General features: G+C 65.0%; 21 protein-coding genes. 7 read left to right on the forward strand and 14 right to left on the reverse strand.

Annotation, left to right across the window (positions count from 1 at the left end):
* Nucleotides 1-72 precede the first annotated feature (72 nt).
* From G5A46_RS03795 to G5A46_RS03815, 5 genes are all read right to left on the reverse strand, one after another.
* Nucleotides 73-1,356 (reverse strand): ABC transporter substrate-binding protein, encoded by a 1,284-nt coding sequence (locus G5A46_RS03795; RefSeq protein ID WP_163847434.1) that lies wholly within the window; start codon nucleotides 1,354-1,356, stop codon nucleotides 73-75.
* Nucleotides 1,357-1,437: 81 nt separating this feature from the next.
* Entirely contained in the window at nucleotides 1,438-2,514 is a 1,077-nt protein-coding gene (locus tag G5A46_RS03800) for a branched-chain amino acid ABC transporter permease (RefSeq protein ID WP_163847438.1), read from the reverse strand.
* A gap of 75 nt (nucleotides 2,515-2,589) precedes the next feature.
* Nucleotides 2,590-3,576 (reverse strand): branched-chain amino acid ABC transporter permease, encoded by a 987-nt coding sequence (locus tag G5A46_RS03805; RefSeq protein WP_163847441.1) that lies wholly within the window; start codon nucleotides 3,574-3,576, stop codon nucleotides 2,590-2,592.
* Nucleotides 3,577-3,617: 41 nt separating this feature from the next.
* Nucleotides 3,618-4,436, reverse strand: coding sequence for an ABC transporter ATP-binding protein (locus G5A46_RS03810; protein WP_163847444.1), 819 nt, complete (start codon nucleotides 4,434-4,436; stop codon nucleotides 3,618-3,620).
* A gap of 29 nt (nucleotides 4,437-4,465) precedes the next feature.
* A complete protein-coding gene (locus G5A46_RS03815) occupies nucleotides 4,466-6,442 on the reverse strand; it encodes an AMP-binding protein (RefSeq protein ID WP_204318684.1) in 1,977 nt (658 codons plus the stop codon).
* 201 nt (nucleotides 6,443-6,643) lie between these two features.
* Here G5A46_RS03815 and G5A46_RS03820 point away from each other — a divergent pair, with 201 nt between their 5' ends.
* Nucleotides 6,644-8,554, forward strand: coding sequence for a PAS-domain containing protein (locus tag G5A46_RS03820; protein WP_163847447.1), 1,911 nt, complete (start codon nucleotides 6,644-6,646; stop codon nucleotides 8,552-8,554).
* Nucleotides 8,551-9,255 (forward strand): response regulator transcription factor, encoded by a 705-nt coding sequence (locus tag G5A46_RS03825; protein ID WP_163847449.1) that lies wholly within the window; start codon nucleotides 8,551-8,553, stop codon nucleotides 9,253-9,255. Before G5A46_RS03820 ends, G5A46_RS03825 begins: the two co-directional genes overlap by 4 nt.
* Before the next feature lie 12 nt (nucleotides 9,256-9,267).
* On the opposite strand, the gene G5A46_RS03830 is transcribed toward G5A46_RS03825, so the two are convergent.
* Nucleotides 9,268-9,912: a hypothetical protein gene (locus G5A46_RS03830; RefSeq protein WP_163847452.1), complete on the reverse strand. Its 645-nt coding sequence runs from the start codon at nucleotides 9,910-9,912 to the stop codon at nucleotides 9,268-9,270.
* Nucleotides 9,913-10,114: 202 nt separating this feature from the next.
* Between G5A46_RS03830 and map the strand changes: the two genes are divergently transcribed.
* Nucleotides 10,115-10,906 carry a type I methionyl aminopeptidase gene (gene map, locus G5A46_RS03835; RefSeq protein WP_163849871.1) on the forward strand — a complete coding sequence of 264 codons (792 nt, stop codon included), beginning with the start codon at nucleotides 10,115-10,117 and terminating at the stop codon, nucleotides 10,904-10,906.
* Between the two features lie 69 nt (nucleotides 10,907-10,975).
* Here map and rsmD read toward each other — a convergent pair whose 3' ends face one another.
* Together rsmD and G5A46_RS03845 are read right to left on the reverse strand one after the other, a co-directional pair.
* A complete protein-coding gene (gene rsmD / locus G5A46_RS03840) occupies nucleotides 10,976-11,536 on the reverse strand; it encodes a 16S rRNA (guanine(966)-N(2))-methyltransferase RsmD (protein WP_163847455.1) in 561 nt (186 codons plus the stop codon).
* Nucleotides 11,536-12,744, reverse strand: coding sequence for an NAD(P)/FAD-dependent oxidoreductase (locus tag G5A46_RS03845; RefSeq protein WP_163847457.1), 1,209 nt, complete (start codon nucleotides 12,742-12,744; stop codon nucleotides 11,536-11,538). Before G5A46_RS03845 ends, rsmD begins: the two co-directional genes overlap by 1 nt.
* A gap of 87 nt (nucleotides 12,745-12,831) precedes the next feature.
* Between G5A46_RS03845 and G5A46_RS03850 the strand changes: the two genes are divergently transcribed.
* Nucleotides 12,832-13,320, forward strand: a complete 489-nt coding sequence (locus G5A46_RS03850; RefSeq protein WP_163847460.1) for a peroxiredoxin — start codon at nucleotides 12,832-12,834, stop codon at nucleotides 13,318-13,320.
* A 243-nt stretch (nucleotides 13,321-13,563) separates the two neighbouring features.
* On the opposite strand, the gene G5A46_RS03855 is transcribed toward G5A46_RS03850, so the two are convergent.
* Complete coding sequence (locus G5A46_RS03855; protein WP_163847463.1) at nucleotides 13,564-14,064, reverse strand: protein-tyrosine phosphatase family protein; 501 nt, start codon at nucleotides 14,062-14,064, stop codon at nucleotides 13,564-13,566.
* A gap of 201 nt (nucleotides 14,065-14,265) precedes the next feature.
* On the opposite strand from G5A46_RS03855, the gene G5A46_RS03860 reads away from it, so the two are divergent.
* The gene (locus G5A46_RS03860) at nucleotides 14,266-14,868 is read left to right on the forward strand and encodes a GntR family transcriptional regulator (protein ID WP_163847465.1); all 603 of its coding nucleotides are present in this window, start codon (nucleotides 14,266-14,268) and stop codon (nucleotides 14,866-14,868) included.
* Between the two features lie 58 nt (nucleotides 14,869-14,926).
* Here G5A46_RS03860 and G5A46_RS03865 read toward each other — a convergent pair whose 3' ends face one another.
* The 5 genes from G5A46_RS03865 to G5A46_RS03885 all read right to left on the reverse strand — a co-directional run bounded on the left by G5A46_RS03865 (nucleotide 14,927) and on the right by G5A46_RS03885 (nucleotide 18,755).
* The gene (locus G5A46_RS03865) at nucleotides 14,927-15,895 is read right to left on the reverse strand and encodes a mechanosensitive ion channel family protein (protein WP_204318685.1); all 969 of its coding nucleotides are present in this window, start codon (nucleotides 15,893-15,895) and stop codon (nucleotides 14,927-14,929) included.
* Nucleotides 15,895-16,188: a 4a-hydroxytetrahydrobiopterin dehydratase gene (locus G5A46_RS03870; RefSeq protein WP_163847467.1), complete on the reverse strand. Its 294-nt coding sequence runs from the start codon at nucleotides 16,186-16,188 to the stop codon at nucleotides 15,895-15,897. Before G5A46_RS03870 ends, G5A46_RS03865 begins: the two co-directional genes overlap by 1 nt.
* Nucleotides 16,185-17,387 carry a GNAT family N-acetyltransferase gene (locus G5A46_RS03875; RefSeq protein ID WP_420821346.1) on the reverse strand — a complete coding sequence of 401 codons (1,203 nt, stop codon included), beginning with the start codon at nucleotides 17,385-17,387 and terminating at the stop codon, nucleotides 16,185-16,187. The genes G5A46_RS03870 and G5A46_RS03875 overlap by 4 nt, the downstream gene beginning before the upstream one ends.
* Before the next feature lie 38 nt (nucleotides 17,388-17,425).
* Nucleotides 17,426-18,199, reverse strand: a complete 774-nt coding sequence (locus G5A46_RS03880) for a glycerophosphodiester phosphodiesterase family protein (RefSeq protein WP_163847470.1) — start codon at nucleotides 18,197-18,199, stop codon at nucleotides 17,426-17,428.
* Between the two features lie 94 nt (nucleotides 18,200-18,293).
* Nucleotides 18,294-18,755 carry a RidA family protein gene (locus tag G5A46_RS03885; protein WP_163847472.1) on the reverse strand — a complete coding sequence of 154 codons (462 nt, stop codon included), beginning with the start codon at nucleotides 18,753-18,755 and terminating at the stop codon, nucleotides 18,294-18,296.
* Between the two features lie 317 nt (nucleotides 18,756-19,072).
* Here G5A46_RS03885 and G5A46_RS03890 point away from each other — a divergent pair, with 317 nt between their 5' ends.
* Together G5A46_RS03890 and G5A46_RS03895 are read left to right on the forward strand one after the other, a co-directional pair.
* On the forward strand, nucleotides 19,073-19,867 hold the full coding sequence (locus G5A46_RS03890) for an MlaA family lipoprotein (protein ID WP_163847474.1): 795 nt from the start codon (nucleotides 19,073-19,075) through the stop codon (nucleotides 19,865-19,867).
* A complete protein-coding gene (locus G5A46_RS03895; RefSeq protein WP_163847476.1) occupies nucleotides 19,845-20,471 on the forward strand; it encodes an MlaC/ttg2D family ABC transporter substrate-binding protein in 627 nt (208 codons plus the stop codon). The genes G5A46_RS03890 and G5A46_RS03895 overlap by 23 nt, the downstream gene beginning before the upstream one ends.
* The last annotated feature ends 50 nt before the right edge of the window (nucleotides 20,472-20,521 follow it).

A 20,521-nucleotide genomic window follows, 5' to 3' on the forward strand; every position in this document is an offset into this window, starting at 1 on the left:
GGGGGTGGGCCCGGTGGTCACGTCGGTGATCCGGGGCGCGCGGCACGTCGCGCACGCCCCGGACCCTTCACATCACTCGCAGCTGCGCGGTTCGATTCCGGCTTCTGCGGCATAGGCCATGGAATCCTCTTCGATCAGCGGGTCGACCACGTCGAAATCGGGTTCCATGAAGTCGGTCAGCAGGTTCCACTCCCCGGCCTCGGCATCCCATTGCTGAACCGCCGCAAGACGAGGCGAGGAATGGACCGCGCAGGTAACGGAGATCGCGGGCGCGAAACCGGGCAGGCCCATTTCGGACCAACGATCTTCGGTGATCTCCAGGCTTTCCATCGCGTCGCGCAGATCCGACGGGGAAATGTCGGATTTCCCGCTGGCTTCCTGTGCCTGGCGGATCGCCTCGGTCGTGACAGCGGCGGCAAAGACGCCACGGTTGTAACCGACTTCCCCGAACTTGGAGCCGTCACCAGCCCCCATGCCAGCGTCGATCACCATCGACTTGATTTCCTGCATGGCCGGGAATTCGGATCCGGTGCCGTGGAAGTTCAGCGATTTATAACCGTTTGCCCCCGCGCCTACCGGAACAACGTCGGCCTCGGACCCGGACCACCAGACGCCGATGAACTTGTCCATCGGGAAGCGGATGTTGGCGGCCTCCTGTATGGCGACCTGGTTCATCACGCCCCAGCCCCACATCAGCACGTAGTCTGGACGCTCCCGACGGATCTGAAGCCATTGCGATTTCTGCTCCTGACCGGGGTGATCCACCGCCAGCGGCAGCAGCTCGAACCCGTGTTTCTCCGACAGCGCCTCCAGCGTGCGGATCGGCTCCTTCCCGTAGGCGGAATTGTGGTAGATCAATGCGATCTTCTTCCCGTCGAGCGATCCGCCCTCCTCCTCCATCGCGTATTTCACCGCGACCGAGGCGCCGTCCCAATAGGTCACGGGCATGTTGAAGATCCATTCGAAGACCTTGCCGTTCACGGCAGAGGTGCGGCCATAGGCAACGGACCAGACGGGGATGTTGTCAGCCGATGCTTTCGGGATCAGCTGATAGGTGATGCCGGTGGATTGCGGGATGTAGATCAGACCGTCAGCCTTGGTCTGTTCATAGCATTCCACACCTTTTTCGGTGTTGTAGCCGGTTTCGCATTCCTTCTCGTCGATCATCTCGCCGCCGATGCCGCCGTCACGTTCGTTCAGCAGCGTCAGGTAATCGCTGAACCCGTCCGCATAAGGGATGCCCGAGGGGGCATAGGGCCCGGTGCGGTAGTTCAGCGTCGGGATCGTCAGGTCGGCCAGGGCCGGCGCCGCGCCCATGATCGTCGCGGTCAATGCCGCAAGCAGTTTCGTTTTCATCGGATATGATCCTCCCTTGGTCTGTGCCGATGGTGTCTTGGCCACGGGTTGTTCCCGCGGTCCGCCCGGTCTGGTCCCTTCCTAATGCGGGAAGGGCCAGAGCCTCAGTTTCTCCTTGGTGATCCGCCAGAGCTGCGCCAGGCCATGCGGCTCCAGCACGAGGAACACGATGATCAGCAGCCCCAGGATCATGATCTCCAGATGCGCCGCCAGGTCCGTGGCCCAGCCGAACTGGCCGACCAGCACGTTTTTCAGGAACACCGGCAGCAGCACGATGAAGGCCGCGCCGGCAAAGCTGCCGAAGATCGACCCCAGCCCGCCGATGATGATCATGAACAGCACCAGGAACGACTTATTGATGCCGTAGACCTCGCCGACCTCGACCGCGCCCAGATAGACGGCGAAGAACAGCGCCCCCGCGATCCCCACGAAGAAGGAGGACACGGCAAAGGCCGACAGTTTCGACGCCAGCGGATTCACCCCGATGATCTCGGCGGCGATGTCCATGTCGCGGATCGCCATCCATTTGCGGCCCAGCGAACCGCGCGTCAGGTTGCGCGCGATCCAGGCGGTGGCGATGACAAAGGCCAGGCAGAACAGGTACTTCACCTCGGCCGAGGCGGTCGGGCCCGTCACTTCGGCCCCGAAGACGGTGCGGGTGGGCGCCGAGATCTGGCCAGAGGCGGAATTGTTGTAGAACCACGGCACCTTGTTGAACAGCCACACCAGGAAGAACTGCGCTGCCAGGGTTGCCACCGCCAGGTAGAACCCCTTGATCCGCAGGCTGGGCAGGCCGAACAGCACCCCCACGCCCGCCGTGATCAGCCCCGACAGGATGACGTGGAAGAAGATGTTCACATCCGGCATCGCCGTCATCAGCTTGTAGCAGGCATAGGCCCCCACGGCCATGAACCCGCCCGTGCCCAGGGACACCTGCCCGCAATAGCCCGTCAGGATGTTCAGCCCGATCGCGGCGATGGCGTAGATCAGGAACGGCAGCAGAACGGCGCTGGCCCAATAGTCGTTGACCACGAAAGGCACCACCAGGATCGCCACGGCCATGACCACGTAGTAGCGGTAGCGGTCGAACCTGATCGGAAAGGTCTGGCTGTCCTTGGCGTAGGTCGTCTTGAAATCACCGGCTTCGCGGTAGAACATCTTCTTATCCCTTCGTCCGGTTTTCGGGGCTGGTCGTGGCACGCGGAGCGCGGCGGATCGGGATCGCGTGCATGGTCAGACCCTTTCGATGATCTTGTCGCCGAACAGGCCCTGAGGCCGGAAGACGAGGAAAAGAAGCGCCAGCACATAGGCAAACCAGTTCTCCGTCGCGCCGCCGACCAGCGGGCCGATGGCGAATTCGAACAGCTTCTCGCCCACGCCGATGATCAGCCCGCCCACGATGGCACCGGGGATGGAGGTAAATCCGCCCAGCATAAGAACCGGCAGCGCCTTCAGCGCGATCAGCGACAGGGAGAACTGGACCCCGGATTTGGTGCCCCACATGATCCCCGCGACCAGCGCGACAAACCCGGCGATGGACCAGACCAGCACCCAGATGAAGTTCAGCGAGATGCCCACAGACAGCGCCGCCTGGTGATCATCGGCCACGGCGCGCATGGCCCGGCCCTGTTTGGTGTATTGGCTGAACAGCATCAGCGCGGCGACGAGGACGATGGCGATCACGGTCGCCCAGATATCCAGATTGTCGATGAAGAACCCGTAGCCGAAGATCTCGAACGTGGCCTCGTCGATCCACAGGTTGATGCCCTGCGGCAGGCCCACATCCATCTTCTTGATGTCCGCGCCCCACATCAGGTCGCCCAGACCTTCCATGAAATAGGCGAGACCGATGGTGGCCATGAACAGGATGATGGGCTCCTGATTGACCAGATGCTTCATGATCAGCGTGTTCACCAGCCAGGCCAGCCCGACCATCACCACCGCCGTCAGCAAGATCCCCAGCAGGGCGGGCACGTGCCAGCCGAAATGGTGGATCTCGGTGCCGAAGATCGCATTGATCAGATGGGCAAAGGGCACCTGCCCCTCCATGATCCCCACCAGGGTCAGCGCGGCGAACAGCGCCATGACCCCCTGGGCGTAGTTGAACACGCCCGAGGCCTTGAAGATCAGGACAAAGCCCAGCGCCACCAGCGAATAGAGCACCCCGGCCATCAGGCCGTTCAGGAAGACCTCCATCGCAAAGACCAATTGTTCAGGCATTGTGCCGCTCCCCCCCTGATTGCGCGTTGTCGGGACGTTGGTCAGTCATGGGCCACCCCCAGGTAGGCGTCGATCACCGCCTGGTTGGCGCGCACCTCGTCGGGGGTGCCGTCGCCGATCTTCTTGCCGTAATCCATCACCACGACGCGGTCGGAGATATCCATGACCACGCCCATGTCGTGTTCGATCAGCGCGATGGTCGTGCCGAATTCGTCGTTCACATCGAGGATAAAGCGGCTCATGTCCTCCTTTTCCTCCACATTCATGCCGGCCATCGGCTCATCCAGAAGCAGAAGGGACGGTTCGGCGGCCAGCGCGCGGGCCAGCTCCACCCGTTTCTTCAACCCGTAGGGCAGGCGCGACACCGGCGTCTTGCGGATGCTTTGGATTTCCAGGAAGTCGATGACCTTTTCCACAACCTCGCGGTTGGCGGTTTCTTCCCGCTCCGCCGCGCCGCGCCACAGCGCCTGTTGCAGAATGTTGGATTTCATGTAGTTCAGTCGCCCGGTCATCACATTGTCCAGAACCGACATGCCCTCGAACAGGGCGATGTTCTGGAACGTACGCGCGATGCCCTGGCGCGCCACTTCATAGGGTTTCATCGGCGGGCGCTTGCTGCCCTTGTAGAGAACCGCGCCCTCCTGCGGGATGTAGAACCCTGAAATGACGTTCAGCATGGACGACTTGCCCGCGCCGTTCGGCCCGATGATGGCGCGGATTTCGCCTTGCCGGATGTCAAAGGAGATATCCTTGATCGCCACCACGCCGCCGAACCGCAGGGTGATGTTCTGCATCTCCATCACCACCGCGCCGATCTTGCGGCCATCGGCGGTCACGTAGCCTTCGCTCTGGTCCGGCATGTCGCCCCCTGTCTGTGCTGCAAGCCCCGTCATTCCGCGGCCACCTGTCCGGGCGCGGACACCGGCACCGTTTTGGCGTCGCGGATCTCCAGCGTGGCGGAGATGTAGCCCTTGCGCCCGTCCTCGTAGGTGACCTCCGTCCGGGTGGAGATCCGATCGGACCCGTCGTAGAGCGCATCGATGATATCGGAATATTTCTCCTCGATGATGCGGCGGCGCACCTTGCGGGTCCGCGTCATCTCGCCGTCGTCGGCGTCCAGTTCCTTGTGCAGGATGACAAAACGGTGCACCTGGCAGCCCGACAGCATCTCGTCCTGCGCGACGGCGGTATTCACTTCCTCCACATGGGCCTGCACCGTGTCCATCACCTGGGGATGGCCCGCCAGCTCCTGATAGGAGGAATAGGCGATGTTGTTCCGCTCCGCCCAGTTGCCCACCGCCGTCAGGTCGATATTGATGAAGGCGCAGCAGCGATCACGGCCATTGCCGAACACCACCGCCTCCAGGATGTTGGGATAGAACTTCAGCTTGTTCTCGACATATTTAGGCGCGAACATCGACCCGTCGGCCATCTTGCCCACGTCCTTGGCCCGGTCGATGATCCGCAGGTGGCCGGTGTCCGTTTCGATGAAGCCGGCATCGCCGGTCGCCACCCAGCCCTCTGCATCCTTGGTGGAGGCGGTGCTGTCCGCGTTCTTGTAGTAATATTCGAACGTCCCCGGAGAGCGGTAGAACACCTCTCCATTGTCGTCGATCCGCAGCTCCACCCCTGGGGAGGCCACGCCCACGGTATCGGAGCGCACCTGCCCGTCGGGCTGCTGGGTGATGAAGACCGAGGCCTCCGTCTGGCCATAAAGCTGTTTCAGGTTGATCCCGAGAGAGCGATAGAAGTCAAAGATCTCGGGCCCGATCGCCTCTCCCGCCGTGTACCCGACGCGCACCCGGCTGAGGCCAAGGGTGTTTTTCAGCGGGCCATAGATGAACATGTCCCCCAGCCAGTATTTCAGCCGGTCCATCGTGCCCACGGATTTCCCGTCCAGAATGTCCCCCCCGACCTTGCGGGCATGGGACATGGAGCGGTCGAACAGCCATTTCTTGAACCGGGTCGCGTCCTCCATGCGGATCATGACGTTGGTCAGCTGCGTCTCGAACACGCGGGGCGGGGCGAAATAATAGGTCGGCCCGATCTCCCGCAGATCGGTTTGCAGGGTGCTTTCGCTTTCGGGGCAATTGACGCAGAAACCCGACCAATAGGCCTGCCCGATCGAAAATATGAAATCCCCGACCCAGGCCATGGGCAGGTAGGCCACGACCTCCTCTCCCGCGCCCAGCGTGTCGAATTCCGACGACGCGCGGGAGGTTTCGATGATGTTGCGGTTCGACAGCACCACGCCCTTGGGCTTGCCCGTCGTGCCCGAGGTATAGAGCATGACGCAGATGTCGTCGCGGGTGACGGCGGATTGGCGGCGGTCCAGTTCGGCGTTCAGCTCCGGCGCGGCTGCGCGTCCGCTGTCCTGCACGGCACGGTAGGCATGAAGCACGGAATGGTCGTATTTGCGCAGCCCGCGAGGATCCAGATAGATCATCTGTTCAATGGCGGGCAGATGGTCCCGCACCTCGGTCACCTTGTCGACCTGCTCCTGATCCTCGGCGATGACGAACCGCGCGCCGCAATGATCCAGCACATAGGCCATCTCCTCGGCCGCGCTGTCGGAATACAGCGGCACGGGCACCGCGCCGATCATCTGCGCCGATACCATCGACCAGTAGAGATGCGGCCTGTTCGCGCCGATGATGGCGATGAAATCGCCCTTGTTCACGCCCAGCTTGATCAGGCCCAGGGCCAGGGCGCGGATTTCCTCGCGGGTTTCGGCCCAGGTCCAGCTTTGCCAGATGCCGAATTCCTTCTCGCGATAGGCGGGTTTGTCCGCGAACTGCCGTGCATTGCGGTCCAGCAGTGCGGGGACGGACGCAAGCCCGCCCGCGTCTTGCGACACAGGTGCCAAATCTGTTTCCTCCCTTTGCGCCGGGGTGCGGGGCGTCCCTCCTCAAAGACAGCCCGCCAGCGATCCCACAGGTGTGGCGCCCGACCTTTTCGGGAAGATTTCCGAAACCTAACGAATTGTAACAGTCGCGGCGGCGGGGCATTCGACCTTTCCTGAACGGCCAGTCCGGGCTAGCCATATCCGACAGGAGGAGACAGACCCGTGCCCGTGACCCGCACCGCGCCGCCCTATTCCCTGGTGACCGCCGGGCTGAACCTGATCCAGCAGGGGATGTCAGTCTATGACGACGACCTGCGGCTGGTGATGTGCAACCGTCCGTTCCGCACCATGTTCCACCTGCCCGCCCCCCTGACCCGCCCCGGCGCCCGGTTCGAAGACACGATCCGCCATCAATGCGAGGTCGGTGAATACGGCCCGATCGATGATATCGAGGCCAGCGTGCGCCTGCGCGTCGAACAGGCCCGCGCCTTTCGGCCGCATTACATGGAGCGCACCCGCGCCAATGGCCGGGTGATCAGCGTCGAGGGCGCGCCGCTGCCGCAGGGCGGATGGGTCACCGTCTATACCGACATCACCGACACCCAACGACAGGAACGCCTGCTGCGCGCACGGTCCGAGGAATTGTCGGACCAGCTGCTGACCCGCGCAGAACAGCTGGCCGCCGCCAACCGCGAGTTGCAGGCCACTAATGCCGCGTTGGAAGAGGCCCGGCAGGAACTGACGGAGATGGAGGCCCGCACCCGCCTGACGACGGAGATGATGCCGGCCCATATCGCCCATATCTCCGGCGCGCTGGTCTATACCTTCTCCAACGGGCGGCTGAACATGATCATGCCGGGGCGGCCGTCGAACATCATCGGGATGCATATCGCCGAGGTTCTGGGCCAGCAGGCATTCCAGGCCGTCCGCCCCTATATCGAGGCGGCGCTGGCCGGGCGCTCCTCCGTGTTCGAATTCTCCGACGAAGCCAGCGGCCGCCGCATCCGCACCGCCAAGACACCGGACAATCACGGCGGCGTCTACATCCTGTCCATGGACGTGACCGAGGAAACCCAGACCCGCGCAGCCCTGCAACAGACCCGCCGCCGGGAACTGGCGGCGCAGGTCACGTCGGGGATGGCGCATGATTTCTCCAACCTGTTGACCATCATCCTGGGTCTGCAATCGCAGCTGGCCAGGATGGACCTGCCGGGCCGGGCCCCGGCGCTGGTCTCGGCCACGCAGGGGGCGGCGAAACGCGGGGGCGTGTTGCTGAACCGGATCGCCGACATGACCAGCGGGCGGGATCACCAGCCCGCGGCCACCGATTGGGTGCAGTTCCTGGACGATATCCGCACCCTTGCGGCCTCTGCGCTTGGTGACAACATCACCCTGCATATCGAGGACGGAATCGGCGCGGCAAAACTGTGGCTGGACGCCGGGATGCTACAGGACAGTTTGCTGAACCTGGTGCTGAACGCCCGTGACGCCATCGGCCCCGCACGCGGCCGGATCACGCTGCGCGCCTCCCCCCGGCGCGACACCTGGATCGAAGTGCAAGTCACCGATACCGGACCGGGATTTTCCGCCGAGGCGCTGGCCCGCGGCCTGGACCCGTTCTTCACCACCAAGGGCGGCGAAGGCTCCGGCCTGGGGCTGTCGATGGTCTACGACATGACGCAGCGCGCCGGGGGGCGGATGCGGCTGGACAATCCGCCGGGCCGGGGCGCGCAGGTGACGCTGCACCTGCCCTGGCGACATGTCCCCGAAGCCATCGCCCAGGGCCTTGTCCTGCTGGTGGAGGACAGCCCCGACCTGCGCCAGTCCATCCGCGACATGCTGCGCGAGATCGGCCACCCGGTGATCGAGGCGACCTCGACCGAGGAGGCCCTGACCCTGACCGCCGAGGTGCCCGGCCTGTCGATGATCCTGTCGGACCTGACGCTGGAGGGCACGCAGACAGGGATCGACCTGTTCGACAACCTGCCCGCCGATGCCCCGCCCTGTTTCATGATGACCTCGCTGCGCCGCGACCATCCGATGCACCGTGACGCCATCGCCCGCGGGCCGGTGCTGCAAAAGCCCTTTGACCTGGCCGCCCTGGCCGCCTTCCTGTCGGCCGAAGATCCATGACCGCCACCGCCCTTGTCACCATCCTGGACGACGAACCGGAGATCCGCGCCATCCTGGCCGCCGCGCTGGAAGATGCCGGCTTCCGCACGCTGGGATTCTCCCGCGCGACGGAATTCGAGGCGGCGCTGAAGAACCTGACGCCGGATGTCTGTCTGGTGGATCTGTCCCTGCCCGACCGCGACGGGCTGACGCTGGTGCACCGGCTGGCGCTGGAGAAAGGCGCGGCGGTAATCATCATCTCGGGGCGGGGCCAGGTGCAGGACCGCGTCACCGGGCTGGAACTGGGAGCGGATGATTACATCATCAAACCCTTCGATCCGGCCGAGGTCGTGGCCCGTGTCCGCGCCCGCCTGCGCCGCGACCGCCCCGCCACCAACGTCGGGATGACCGCGCGGTTCACCGGCTGGACGGCGCATTTCGACCGTTTCGCGCTGGAGGATCCGACCGGCGCGGAAACCCCTTTTTCCCATGCGGAGGGGGAGGTGCTGCGCCTGTTCCTCGAACGGCCCAAGCGCCTGATTTCCCGCCCGATGATGCAGGAGACGCTGGGCGGCGCGGCAGGAGAGAGCTTTGACCGCGCGATGGATGTGCGGATCTCGCGGTTGCGGACCAAGCTGCGCGAAGACCCCAAGAACCCCCGGCTGATCAAGACGATCTACGGCGCGGGCTATATCTTTGTCGGCGATGTGGAGTGGGACTGACCGGCGGCGGGGCTACTCGGTCGGCGCGGCGATGCGCAGCTCCGGGTCGGGCGCATAGCGGGTGACGTGCACCTCCTGCGGGCGGGTCACGCTGGCCAGCGGCGACACAGGCGCCTGAAAACCGCTGCGCGCATGGATCAGCACTTGCCCGGTCTGCGGATCCGTCCATACCGTTTCCTGCTGGGCCAGGGTGCCGCCCGCGCCCGGCAGATCCGATTGCGTGGTAAAGGAAAACCGCAGCAGCTGGCGCCCGCCAATATCCTCGGGCCCGGCGCAGACGGGATTGGCAAGGTTCGCGCGCCGCTCCGCCAGGCGGCCCCGCAAGGCGCGAGGCGACGGCTCCGGCAGGGATTGCACCGCTGGAGTCCAGGGGCCGTCGGGGCTCGGGCCGGTCCAGCGGCGATCGTCATACACCAGCATGTGCAGGCCGCTGCCACGCTCCGTCGTGATCGCGCGCTGCGGCGTCTGGGTGATGGTGTCGAAGACCCGCATCACCTGCCCCTCGCGGGTCATCACCTGGGTCTCGCTGCGGTACGGCCCACGCTGCAACGGATCCAGCGGGCCGTCGAACAGCGCCTGCACCTGGGCCATACAAGGGTCCGCCATGGCGGGCGTGGCGGAAAGCGCGGTCAGAAAGATCAGGATTCGCAGCAACATCGCGTCAATCTTCCCGAAACCCTGGCCCGTGTCGAGCGTCCCGTGCCGCGACCTTCGCCCCGCGCCGATCCTTGCCCTGACGCCACATTCCTGACCCGCGACGTCATCAACCGCGCAATCACTGGAAGTTCGCTCCGAAAACCCCTATTTTCTGCGCCAGCGAGAAAGGAAACGAGCCTTGAACCAGGAACACCGCGGCCGCATGACCCGAGACGGCATTCGCATCCATGACCCGGCGGATTTCGCCGGAATGCACGCAGCCGGGAAACTGGCCGCCGAGATCCTAGACGAGATCGCGCCCCAGGTCTTTCCCGGCCAATCCACGGCCGAGCTGGACCGCTTGATCGAGGCGCATGTCACCCGCGCCGGCGCCACCTCGGCCACGATCGGCTACAAGGGGTACAAGCACGCCTCCTGCATCAGCGTGAACCATGTCGTCTGCCACGGCATCCCCGGCGACAAGAAGCTGAAGGACGGTGATATCCTGAACATCGATGTTACGGTGATCGTGGATGGCTGGTTCGGCGACAGCTCGCGCATGTATGTCGCCGGCAAGCTGCCCCGCAAGGCGGAGCGGCTGATCCAGATCACCCATGATGCTCTCATGGTCGGGATCGAGGCGGTGAAACCCGGCAACACTTTCGGCGACATCGGCCACGCCATCCAGACCTTCGTCGAAGGCCATCGCATGTCCGTGGTGCGCGATTTCTGCGGGCACGGGCTGGGCCGGGTGTTCCACGCGCCGCCCAACGTGCTGCATTATGGCCGCCCCGGCACCGCCTCCGTGCTGGAGGAAGGCATGTTCTTCACGATCGAACCGATGGTGAATCTGGGGCGCCCGGAAACCAAGGTACTGGCAGACGACTGGACCGCCGTGACCCGCGACAAGTCGCTGTCGGCCCAGTTCGAACATTCCATCGGTGTCACCGCCAACGGGTTCGAGATCTTCACGCTGTCGCCCGCCGGCAAGTTCCATCCGACCTACGAGACCTGAAACCACCACTCCGACACGGCGCGGGACCGGGGTCGTGCACTTTCCGCACCGACGACGCGGTGCGCCGCTCTAGGGTGCCGCGCGCAGGAAGTTGATGCGCGTGTCGCCAAATTGGCGGGTATCCAGGATCTGCCACCCCTCCGGCGGGGTGACGGGGGCGCTGTCCTCCCAAACGACAAGGGCGGTGTCGGCGACCCAGCCCTGCCCCAATGCCGAGGCAAGGGCGCGTTCCCCCAGCCCCTTGCCATAGGGCGGATCGAGGAACACCAGATCGGCGGCACCCGGCGCGGTCGGCAGGCGGGTCGCGTTGGCGCGCATCAGGCGGGTCTCCGCCGCGATGTCGAGCAGAGCGATATTCTCCCGCAGCAGGCGCCCCGCAAGGCGCCCGTCATCGACCAGCGTGACATGCGCCGCGCCGCGCGACAGCGCCTCGATCCCAAGAGCACCGGTCCCGGCAAACAGGTCAAGGACGCGGGCGCCCGCAACCGGATCGCCGAACCGGCCACCGGTAAGGATGGAAAACAGGCTTTCGCGGACACGGTCGGTGGTGGGGCGCAGATGCGCGCCCGCGTCGCCCTTTCCCAGCGTGGCCAGCCTGCGCCCGCGAAATCGTCCGGCAACGATGCGCATCAGGCGGTCAACAATTGCTTGACCGGTATCGCAGTGTCGGCGACACGCGCGGCAGCCGGGGATTTCCCTTGCTCGATCAGACGCTTGCCCACCATGTAGGCGCGCGGATCATTCATCGCATCCACCGCGATCAGACGCGGCCCCCGGAAATACCAATGCGACCGGGCCTCCCCCTCGCCGGGGCGGATGACAATGTGATCAGCGCCGGTGTTCAGTCCCGCGATCTGCAATTTCACATCGTATTGATCGGACCAGAACCAAGGCGTCGGCAGATATTGCCGGTCCGCACCCAGGATGTTGTCGGCAACCGTTTCGGCCATGTCGATGGCGTTCTGCACGCTTTCCAGCCGCAGCCGTGCGCCCTGCCACGGGAAGGAGGCGCAATCCCCCGCCGCCCAGATCCCGGGCGCGGAACAGCGCCCCTGCGCGTCGCAGGCGATGCCGTTGTCCAGCGTCAGGCCGGCGGCCTCCGCCAGCGCCGTATCGGGCGCGATCCCTGCGCCGACGATGACGAAATCCACCGCCAGTTCCGTGCCATCCGACAGGACCGCGCCCGACACCTCGCCATCGCCGGTCAGCCGGTCCAGGCCGATGCCCTCCCGCAGGTCGACACCATGGCGGCGGTGCAGATCACGGAAGAAATCCGATGTTTCGGGCGCGGCGACCCGTTGCAGGATGCGGTCCGCCATCTCGACCAGCGTGACATGCAGACCGCGCTGTGCCGCAACCGCCGCGGCCTCCAACCCGATGTAGCCGCCGCCGACGATCAGCACCCGCGCGCCTTTGGCGAAGCGCGGCGCCATGGCATCCACATCGGCCAACCCGCGCACGCAGAACACGCCACCCAACGCCCCGCCGATGGCGGCGGGCAGGCGGCGCGGCACGGATCCGGTGGTCAGCACCAGCTCGTCATAGGACACCGGCGCGCCGTCGACGGTCAGCCGGCGCGCCACCGGGTCGATGGCCCGCACCGCCGCGCCGGTGCGAAGGGTGATCCCCTTTTCGCCGTAGAACTCCGCCGGGCGCAGGTACAGGCGGTCTTCGGCCATCTCTCCCAGCAGGTATTTCTTGGACAAGGGGGGGCGCTGATAGGGGGGCACCGCCTCGGCGCAGAACAGGGTGATTTCCCCGTCAAAGCCGCCCGCGCGCAGCCGCGCCACGACCGATGCCCCGGCCTGCCCGCCGCCCACCACTGCAACATGTGTCATCGCCCGATGCCTCCCGGTCATTGTTCTGCACCGGGCAGACGCTATATCCATCTGCGTGCCAATGGCAATTCAGCGACAGGAAGAGACATGACAATCAATCAAGGCGACAAGCTGCCCGATGCCACCCTTTTACAGATGACGGCCGACGGCCCCGCCCCGGTCAAGCTGGCCGACAAGGTCGCGGGCCGCAAGGTGGTGATCTTCGGGCTTCCGGGCGCCTATACCGGCACTTGCAGCACAGCGCATGTGCCCAGCTTCATCCGCACCAAAGGCGATTTCGACGCCAAGGGCGTGGACGAGATCATCTGCGTTTCCGTCAACGACCCCTTCGTCATGGGCGCCTGGGCGGACAGCACCGGCGCGGGCGAGGCCGGGTTGACGTTCCTGGGCGATCCGCAGGCCGAATTCACCAAGGCCGCCGGGCTGGACTTTTCTGCTCCGCCCGCCGGGCTGATCGACAGGTCGCGCCGTTTCGCCATGCTGGTGGAGGACGGCACCGTGACCGTCCTGAACATCGAGGAAAACCCCGGCATCTGCGAGGTTTCCGCGGGTGAGGGGTTGCTGGCCTCGATGTAGGCACAGGCCTCCATGCAGGATTTGGAAACGGGCCGGAGGCGCAGTCCTTCGGCCCAAGGCCCTTCGCCATCCGCAAACGAAAACCGGGACGCCCAAGGCATCCCGGTTTTTGCGTGTTGTGGACGCGTCTACCCCTTGCATCCCTACCGGGTGGATTCTGTGTCCGAACCTCTCCCCTGTCAAAACGATACCTGTATACGGGTGAGCCGGTCAATCAATTTCATGATACGAAAGTCTGACACCTTACCTTGCGGCAGCCTGGCGGGTGGTCAGCTCCTCGGCATAGGCGATCAGCCAGTCCTCCTGGGCGGAGTTCTCCACCGCTTCGGGAAAATCCTGCCGCAGGCGCGCGATGGCGGCAAGAGCAGGCAGCCCGGCCTCGATCAGGATCATCGCGGTCAGAACGCCGCTGCGCCCGGCGCCGTATTGGCAGGCGCAGGCGAAGGTGCCGCCCTGAGCCAACAGGCTGTGCAGCGCCGGTGACAGATCCCGCCAGCGCGTCATGAACGCCGTCCCCGGAGTGGAGAAATCGGGGATCGACAAGAATTCCAGTGCGACCCCGCGCGATTGGGCGACCCATTGCACATCGGCAAAGGCGCCGGCGGGCAATTCATCTTCTTCCGCCAGGATCACCATCCGCGCAACGCCGCGTTCCGCCAGCGCCGCCATAGTTTCGCCCAATTGCTCTGGGCTGATATAGGCGCTGCCCTCAACACCAATCTCAAGCCCCGGAAATCCGGACATAATACAGGCCCCACCCCCTGGATAGTCTATCGAAGCCCGCAGGGCTGTCCCGTCAATCATGCTCATCTACGTTTTTCCGCTTACAACCGAAGCTCCGAGCGTGGCGGCTTCCCTCACCCGGAGCATGCATATACCTAAACCAGATCAGCCCCGGTTAAAGCGCGCCTGTATACAGGTCAAGAAATAATGGCGACCTATTGAATGAGACGTACCCACGACGAAATGGCTATGCTGATCCGGGAACGGATCTGTATCGCCCAGGACGAATGCGAAATGCTGTTGCACGAGGGCGAATTGGCGCAGAGCTTCGGCGTTTCCCGCACACCGATCCGACAGGTCCTGCAACTTCTGGCCTATGAAGGGCTGGTCGAAACCCGTACCGGCATTGGCACCGTCACCACCCCGCTGCACGAGGAAAACCGCCAGCGGGACGGGCAGGTGCACCAGGCGCTGCTGCTGGCTGCCGCCGCCTGTGCCTGCCCTGTCCACATCCCCGAAGGCGCCCGCGCCTCGCTGCTGACGGCGCGGGACATGCTGACCGACCGGCCATTTTCCCGCGATAGGTTGTTCAGCGCCGAATCGCGGTTGCTGGAAGCGGCGGACAGCCTGATCCCGGATACCATCCTGTCAGCGGCGTTCCGGGCGGCGTCATGGCGGAACCTGCGCTGGACGATGCGCCAGCCGGAACCGGCCTTGATGCAGCGCGCGACCCGCATGGCCGCCATGCTGTCCCGCGCCGCCGACATCGCGCGCAGCGACGATTCCGCCGAAGTGCTGCGCTTTCTCTCCCGACCGCTGGGCTAGCCAGGCCGCCGAAAGGCAGCAGAATGGCGCGCCGCCGGTCAGGCGACGCGTCCCCCGGTCAGCCTCGGGCACCGTCGTCGCCGGCGGTCCCGTCATCCGTTTCCTCGGCACCGTCAAAGCCACGCCGATGGGCCTGCGCTGCGCCACGGGGGGCGGTGGCGGCGGGCGCGGCGCTGTCGTCGTCACCTCGCAGCAGGGTGTGCGTTGGGAAGGGAATATCGACCCCGGCGGCGTCCAGCGCCTCCTTGACCTGGCGCTTCATATCCGCCTGGAACTGGAAGAAATCGCCCGCGTCACACCAGACCCGCACCAGGAAATCGACAGAGAAATCCCCCAGGTTGTTCACCTGGATAAAGGGCGCCGGGTCGGTATGGGCGCGCGGATCGCCGGTGATCGTGTCGCGGATCACCTCCTCGGCGCGCTTTAGATTGGCGCCGTAGCCCACGCCAAAGGTCCATTCCGCACGTCGCGTCGGGTAGATGGAGTAATTGGTGATCGTGTTCCCCCAAACCTCGGAATTGGGGATGATGATCTGCACATTCCCCAAGCTGGCCAGTTCGGTATAGTTCAGCGAGATATCCTTGACCGTGCCCATTTCGCCCGCGATCACGACGAAATCGCCGTTTCGGATCGGACGGAAGAAAATGATCATCACCCCGGCGGCGATATTGGATAGCGTCCCCTGCAACGCCAGGCCGATGGCCAGGCCGGCGGCACCGATGACCGCCACGACCGATGTCGTCTGCACCCCGAAGGTATTGAGCACGAACAGAACCGCGAACCCGATGATCGCATAGCGCAGGATCGAGCCGAGGAAGTTGAACAGCGTGTCATCCAGCCGGGCGTGGCGCTGCGACAGTTTGTTGATCCGGCGTTTCGCCCAACCGGCCAGCAGCAGCCCGATCACCAGAATGACGATCGCCGCCAGCACGGAACCGACGATATCGGCCAGGAATTCCAGGGTCAGCAGATCGGCCAGCGTCTTGCCGTTCCATAATTCGGTGTTCATCAGAGACGTGATATCCATCAGACCAGTTGATCCATCTTTCGTGCAAGTTTCGCATCCAGCGAGGTGATCCCGCCGACATCATGTGTGGTCAGCCGGACGGCGACCGTGTTGTAGCTGTTGGACCAGTCGGGGTGATGGTCCCATTTCTCCGCGTAGATCGCGGCACGGGTCATGAACCCGAAGGCGCAGGGAAAATCGTCGAACCGAAATGTCTTGGCCAGGACCGTGTCCTGCTGTTCCAGCGTCCAGCCGCTGGCCAGCAGCGGTTCGATCAGTGACTTGCGCGCGGTGTCGGATAGTTTTTCGGTCAATCCTGTTCCTCCTGTCTGTCGCGCCGGAACGGGCCATACGCGGTCAGCACTTCGATATCGTCATCCACGGCGGCGGCTTCGGCTTTCAGGAAGTCGCGCACGGCGTTGCCCAGGCCGGGATCCGCCAGCCAGTGCAGGGAATGGGTGCGGGTTGGCAGATAGCCACGGGCCAGCTTGTGTTCTCCCTGCGCGCCGGCCTCGACCCGCGACAGCCCATTGGCGATGGCGTGGTCGATGGCGCGATAATAGCACAGCTCGAAATGCAGGAATTCGTGGTGTTCGATGCAGCCCCAGTAGCGGCCATAGATCACATCCCGGCCCAGCAGGTTCAGAGCGCCCGCGATGTTGCGCCCGTCCCGTTCGGCCAGCACCAGCAGCATGTCGTCGCGCAACGTGTCATGTGCGATCTCGAAGAATTCGCGGCTCAGGTACGGGGTGCCCCATTTGCGTGCGCCGGTGTCCTGGTAGAATTGCCAGACATCGTCCCAATGCTCGGGCCGGATCTCGTCCCCGGTCAGGGCATGGATCTCTCCGCCGAAGGCATTGGCCCGCGCCCGTTCGCGGCGCAGCGTCTTGCGCTTGCGCGAGGACAGCGTGGCCAGAAAATCGTCGAACCCGGCATAGCCATCATTCAGCCAGTGGAATTGCTGACTGGCACGGGACATCAGGCCCATCGCCTCCCCGGCGCGGGCCTCGTCTTCGGTGCAGAAGGTGACATGCACACCCGACAGCCCGTTGTCCGCCGCCAGCTGCACCGCGCCCTGCACCAGAGCAGAGCGGCCTTCGACCTCCCGGCCCGGTGCCGTCAGCAGGCGCCGTCCGGTGGCGGGTGTAAAGGGCACGGCGATCTGCAATTTCGGATAATAGCGCCCACCCGCCTGTTCATAGGCATGGGCCCAGGAGAAATCGAAGATGTATTCGCCCTGGCTGTGACCCTTCGCATAGAGCGGCGCGGCACCGATGATCGTCTCGCCATCCCAGGCGGTCAGGTACAGCGGATCCCAGCCGGTCCCAGGCCCGACAGAGCCACTGTCCTCCAGCGCCTTCAGGAACCTGTGGGTGGTAAAGGGGTCGTCGGGCCGGCCGCCATCCACCGCCTCCGGGCAGGCACATCTGTCCCAGTCACCGGCCGGGATGTCGGACAGCGATTGCAACACGCGGATCTCGATCTGCATGTCGTTCCGTGATGTCGGTTCCATGTTCATCCCGCCACTATCTGCGCCGCCATGCAGCACAATCAAGCATGGCTGACCGAAGGATAGCCCTCAAAAGTCACATTGTCGGCACGGCGCCGTGCCGCAGCCTCTGCCGTGGCGCTGCGGATGGTCCAGCACAGCACCGGCATTCCCGCATCCCGCAGCGCAACGATCCGGGGCATGTCCAGGTCGCGGGCGTCATGGCTTACGAACCCCGCGCCAACCCGGTCAAGATCGGGAATGCCTGCCAGCCGGTCGCGCATGGCGGCGGGCAGCAGCGGCCAATCCACGGCACGATAGGCGCAGGTGGTCAGCCCGCGCGGCAGGTCGGGGGCCAGCGTCGCCATGCGGGCGATGGAATGCGGGTTGAACGACATCACCGCCGCCGGCCCGGCGTAGCCCTTGAGCGCGCGGGCGGTCGCCTCTTCCAGCGGACCGATGGCGGGGCCCATGGCGCCGTCCTGGTCCTTCAGCTCGATCAGCAGCGGCACCCGTCCAGCGACCTGATCCAGAACCTGCGCCAGGGTCGGCACCCCGGTGGCGCCCCCGATCAGGGGCGTCTCCGCCAGTTCTGCCGCGCTGCGCTGGCGGATCGGGCCGGACTGGCCGGTCAGGCGCTTCAGATCGTAGTCGTGAAACACCATCGCCACGCCGTCGGCAGACAATTGCAGATCAATTTCGATGCCGTAGCCTGCGACACAGGCAGCCTCCACCGCCTCCGGGGCGTTCTCCGGCCGGCCCTGTGCCACGTCATGCAAGGCCCGGTGGGCGATCGATGCGTCCAGGAATTCGGGCGGCAGGGAAGGGTGAGACATGGCCGGCGCTCCGGGTATGATTGGGGCGGGAGACGTCTGAAGGCAGGGGTGCCAGGGGGCGTGGAGGCCCGGAAGGGCGGGCGGCCGCTGCCCCTCAGGCGATCTGAAAGATCCCTTCGATCTCCACCGCGACGCCAAAGGGCAGGGAGGCAGCAGACACCGCCGACCGCGCATGGCGACCGATTTCGCCCAGAGCTTCCACCATGAAATCGGAGGCGCCGTTGACGACCTTGGGCTGGTCCTCGAATTCCGGCGTCGAATTGACAAAGCCGGTCAGCTTGACCACCCGTTGTAGCCGGTCCAGGTCCCCGTCGCAGGCTGCCTTGACCTGGGCAAGCAGGGAAATCGCGCAAAGCCGCGCCGCCGCCGCGCCGTCCTGTGCCGTCAGGGTGTCGCCGCACTTGCCCTTGACCAGGCCGTCGGCATCCATCGACACCTGGCCCGAAACATGCACCAGATTCCCGGCGATCACCCATGGCACGTAATTCGCCGCCGGTGCGGGCGCATCGGGCAAGGTGACGCCCAGGCGGGCGAGGCTGGCTTCGATCGTGCTCATGTCGGTCTCCTGTCTTTTGGGCGACGCTACAGCCCGCGCCGCTCTTTGCAACCGCAAAGCGCCCCGTCCCGCCTGCCCTCCCCCCTGAACAGGGAGGGGGGCAATCCCGCCGGTGCCGGTTCGGGTGACGCAAACCGCTTGCCCCTGACGCGACGCGCGGTAGGTTGGCCACAGCCTGTCGCGCAGGTGCAACACTGGCCCGGCTGCGGCCCGGGGCCCTCTGGTTGTTTCGTGCGCGATACATAGATAGGCGTTCAGGAACCTTGGGGGGTCTTTGAACCGTGATGCGGGTCATGCAAATTAAGGCATCTTTCGTTATGCGCCTTGGCGCCGTGCTGGCGCTTGGGCTGCTGGCCGCCTGCACCACCCCGGACGGGCCCGCGCCCCAGGTCTTCGACCCTTACGAAGGGGCGAACCGCCGGATGCACGCCTTCAACCGCGGGTTGGACCGCGCGCTGCTGCGCCCGGCCGGCACGACCTATGCCAAGGTGGTGCCTGATGACGTCTCCGATGCGGTGGGCAATTTCGCCGGCAACCTGGCGACGCCCTCCTACGTGGTGAACGACATCCTTCAGGCCCGGCTGGACGACGCGCTGGTCAATACCTACCGTTTTGTCGTGAACTCCACCATCGGCATGGCCGGTCTGGTGGATGCCGCCGAAATCTTCGGTGTTCCGGCCCGGCGCTCCGACTTCGGCGAAACGCTGTATGTCTGGGGCCTGCCCGAAGGCGCCTATGTCGAATTGCCCGGCGTCGGCCCCTCGACCGAGCGGCGCGCAGCGGGCATGGCCGTCGATCTGTTCACCAATCCGCTCAGCTATGTTCTGGACGATCCCGAGAAATATGCCGGTCCCGTCGCAGGTGTCGTGAAACGAATTGGCGACCGGGGGCGTTATGCAGGGACGGTGGATTCCCTTTTGTACGACAGCGCCGATTCCTATGCCCAGGCGCGCCTGACCTATCTTCAGAATCGCCGTTTCACCCTTGGCTCCAACCAGGGCGGGTCGGGCAATGACGCGGGCGATCCCTTTGCCGATCCTTACGAGGACCCTTATGCACAAGCTTCCCAAGACCCCTACGCGGACCCATATGCCGACCCCTATGCCGAGTGACGCGCGGCTGTCCCGCCGCGCGGTGACCGGCGGGCTGCTGGCCCTGGGCGTCGCCGCCCTGGCCCTGCCACGCGGTGCCCGCGCCCTGACCAATGACCAGGCAACGACCCTGGTGACCAAGGTCGTGACCGAAATCAACCGCGTGATCGCCTCCGGCGGGTCGACGCAATCCATGATCTCGGATTTCGAACGGATCTTTGCCAATTACGCCGATGTCGACATCATCGCGCGGTCCTGTCTGGGCCCCGATGCCCGTGGGCTGAGCGCCGGTCAGATGGCCGCCTATACCCGCGCCTTCCAGGGGTATATCGCCCGAAAATACGGCAAGCGGTTCCGCGAGTTCATCGGCGGCCGAATCGAGGTCGGCGGCGTACGTCCGGTCAAATCCTGGGTCGAGGTCGTCTCCACCGCCTACCTGCGCGGGCAAAGCCCGTTCGAAGTGAAATTCCTGGTCTCCGACAAGGGCGGGCGGCCGCTGTTCTTCGACATGTTTATCGAAGGAATCTCCATGCGGCTGTCCGAACGGACGGAAATCGGCGCCATGCTGGACCGCAACCGGGGCAGTATCGACGGGCTGATCGCGGATTTGCAAAAAGCGGGCTGATCGCCGGGCGCCGCTGGTCGCGGGTCTGCCAAGGCGGACTGGAAAGACCG

This window comes from Pseudooceanicola aestuarii, from assembly GCF_010614805.1.
GTDB lineage: Bacteria > Pseudomonadota > Alphaproteobacteria > Rhodobacterales > Rhodobacteraceae > Pseudooceanicola > Pseudooceanicola aestuarii.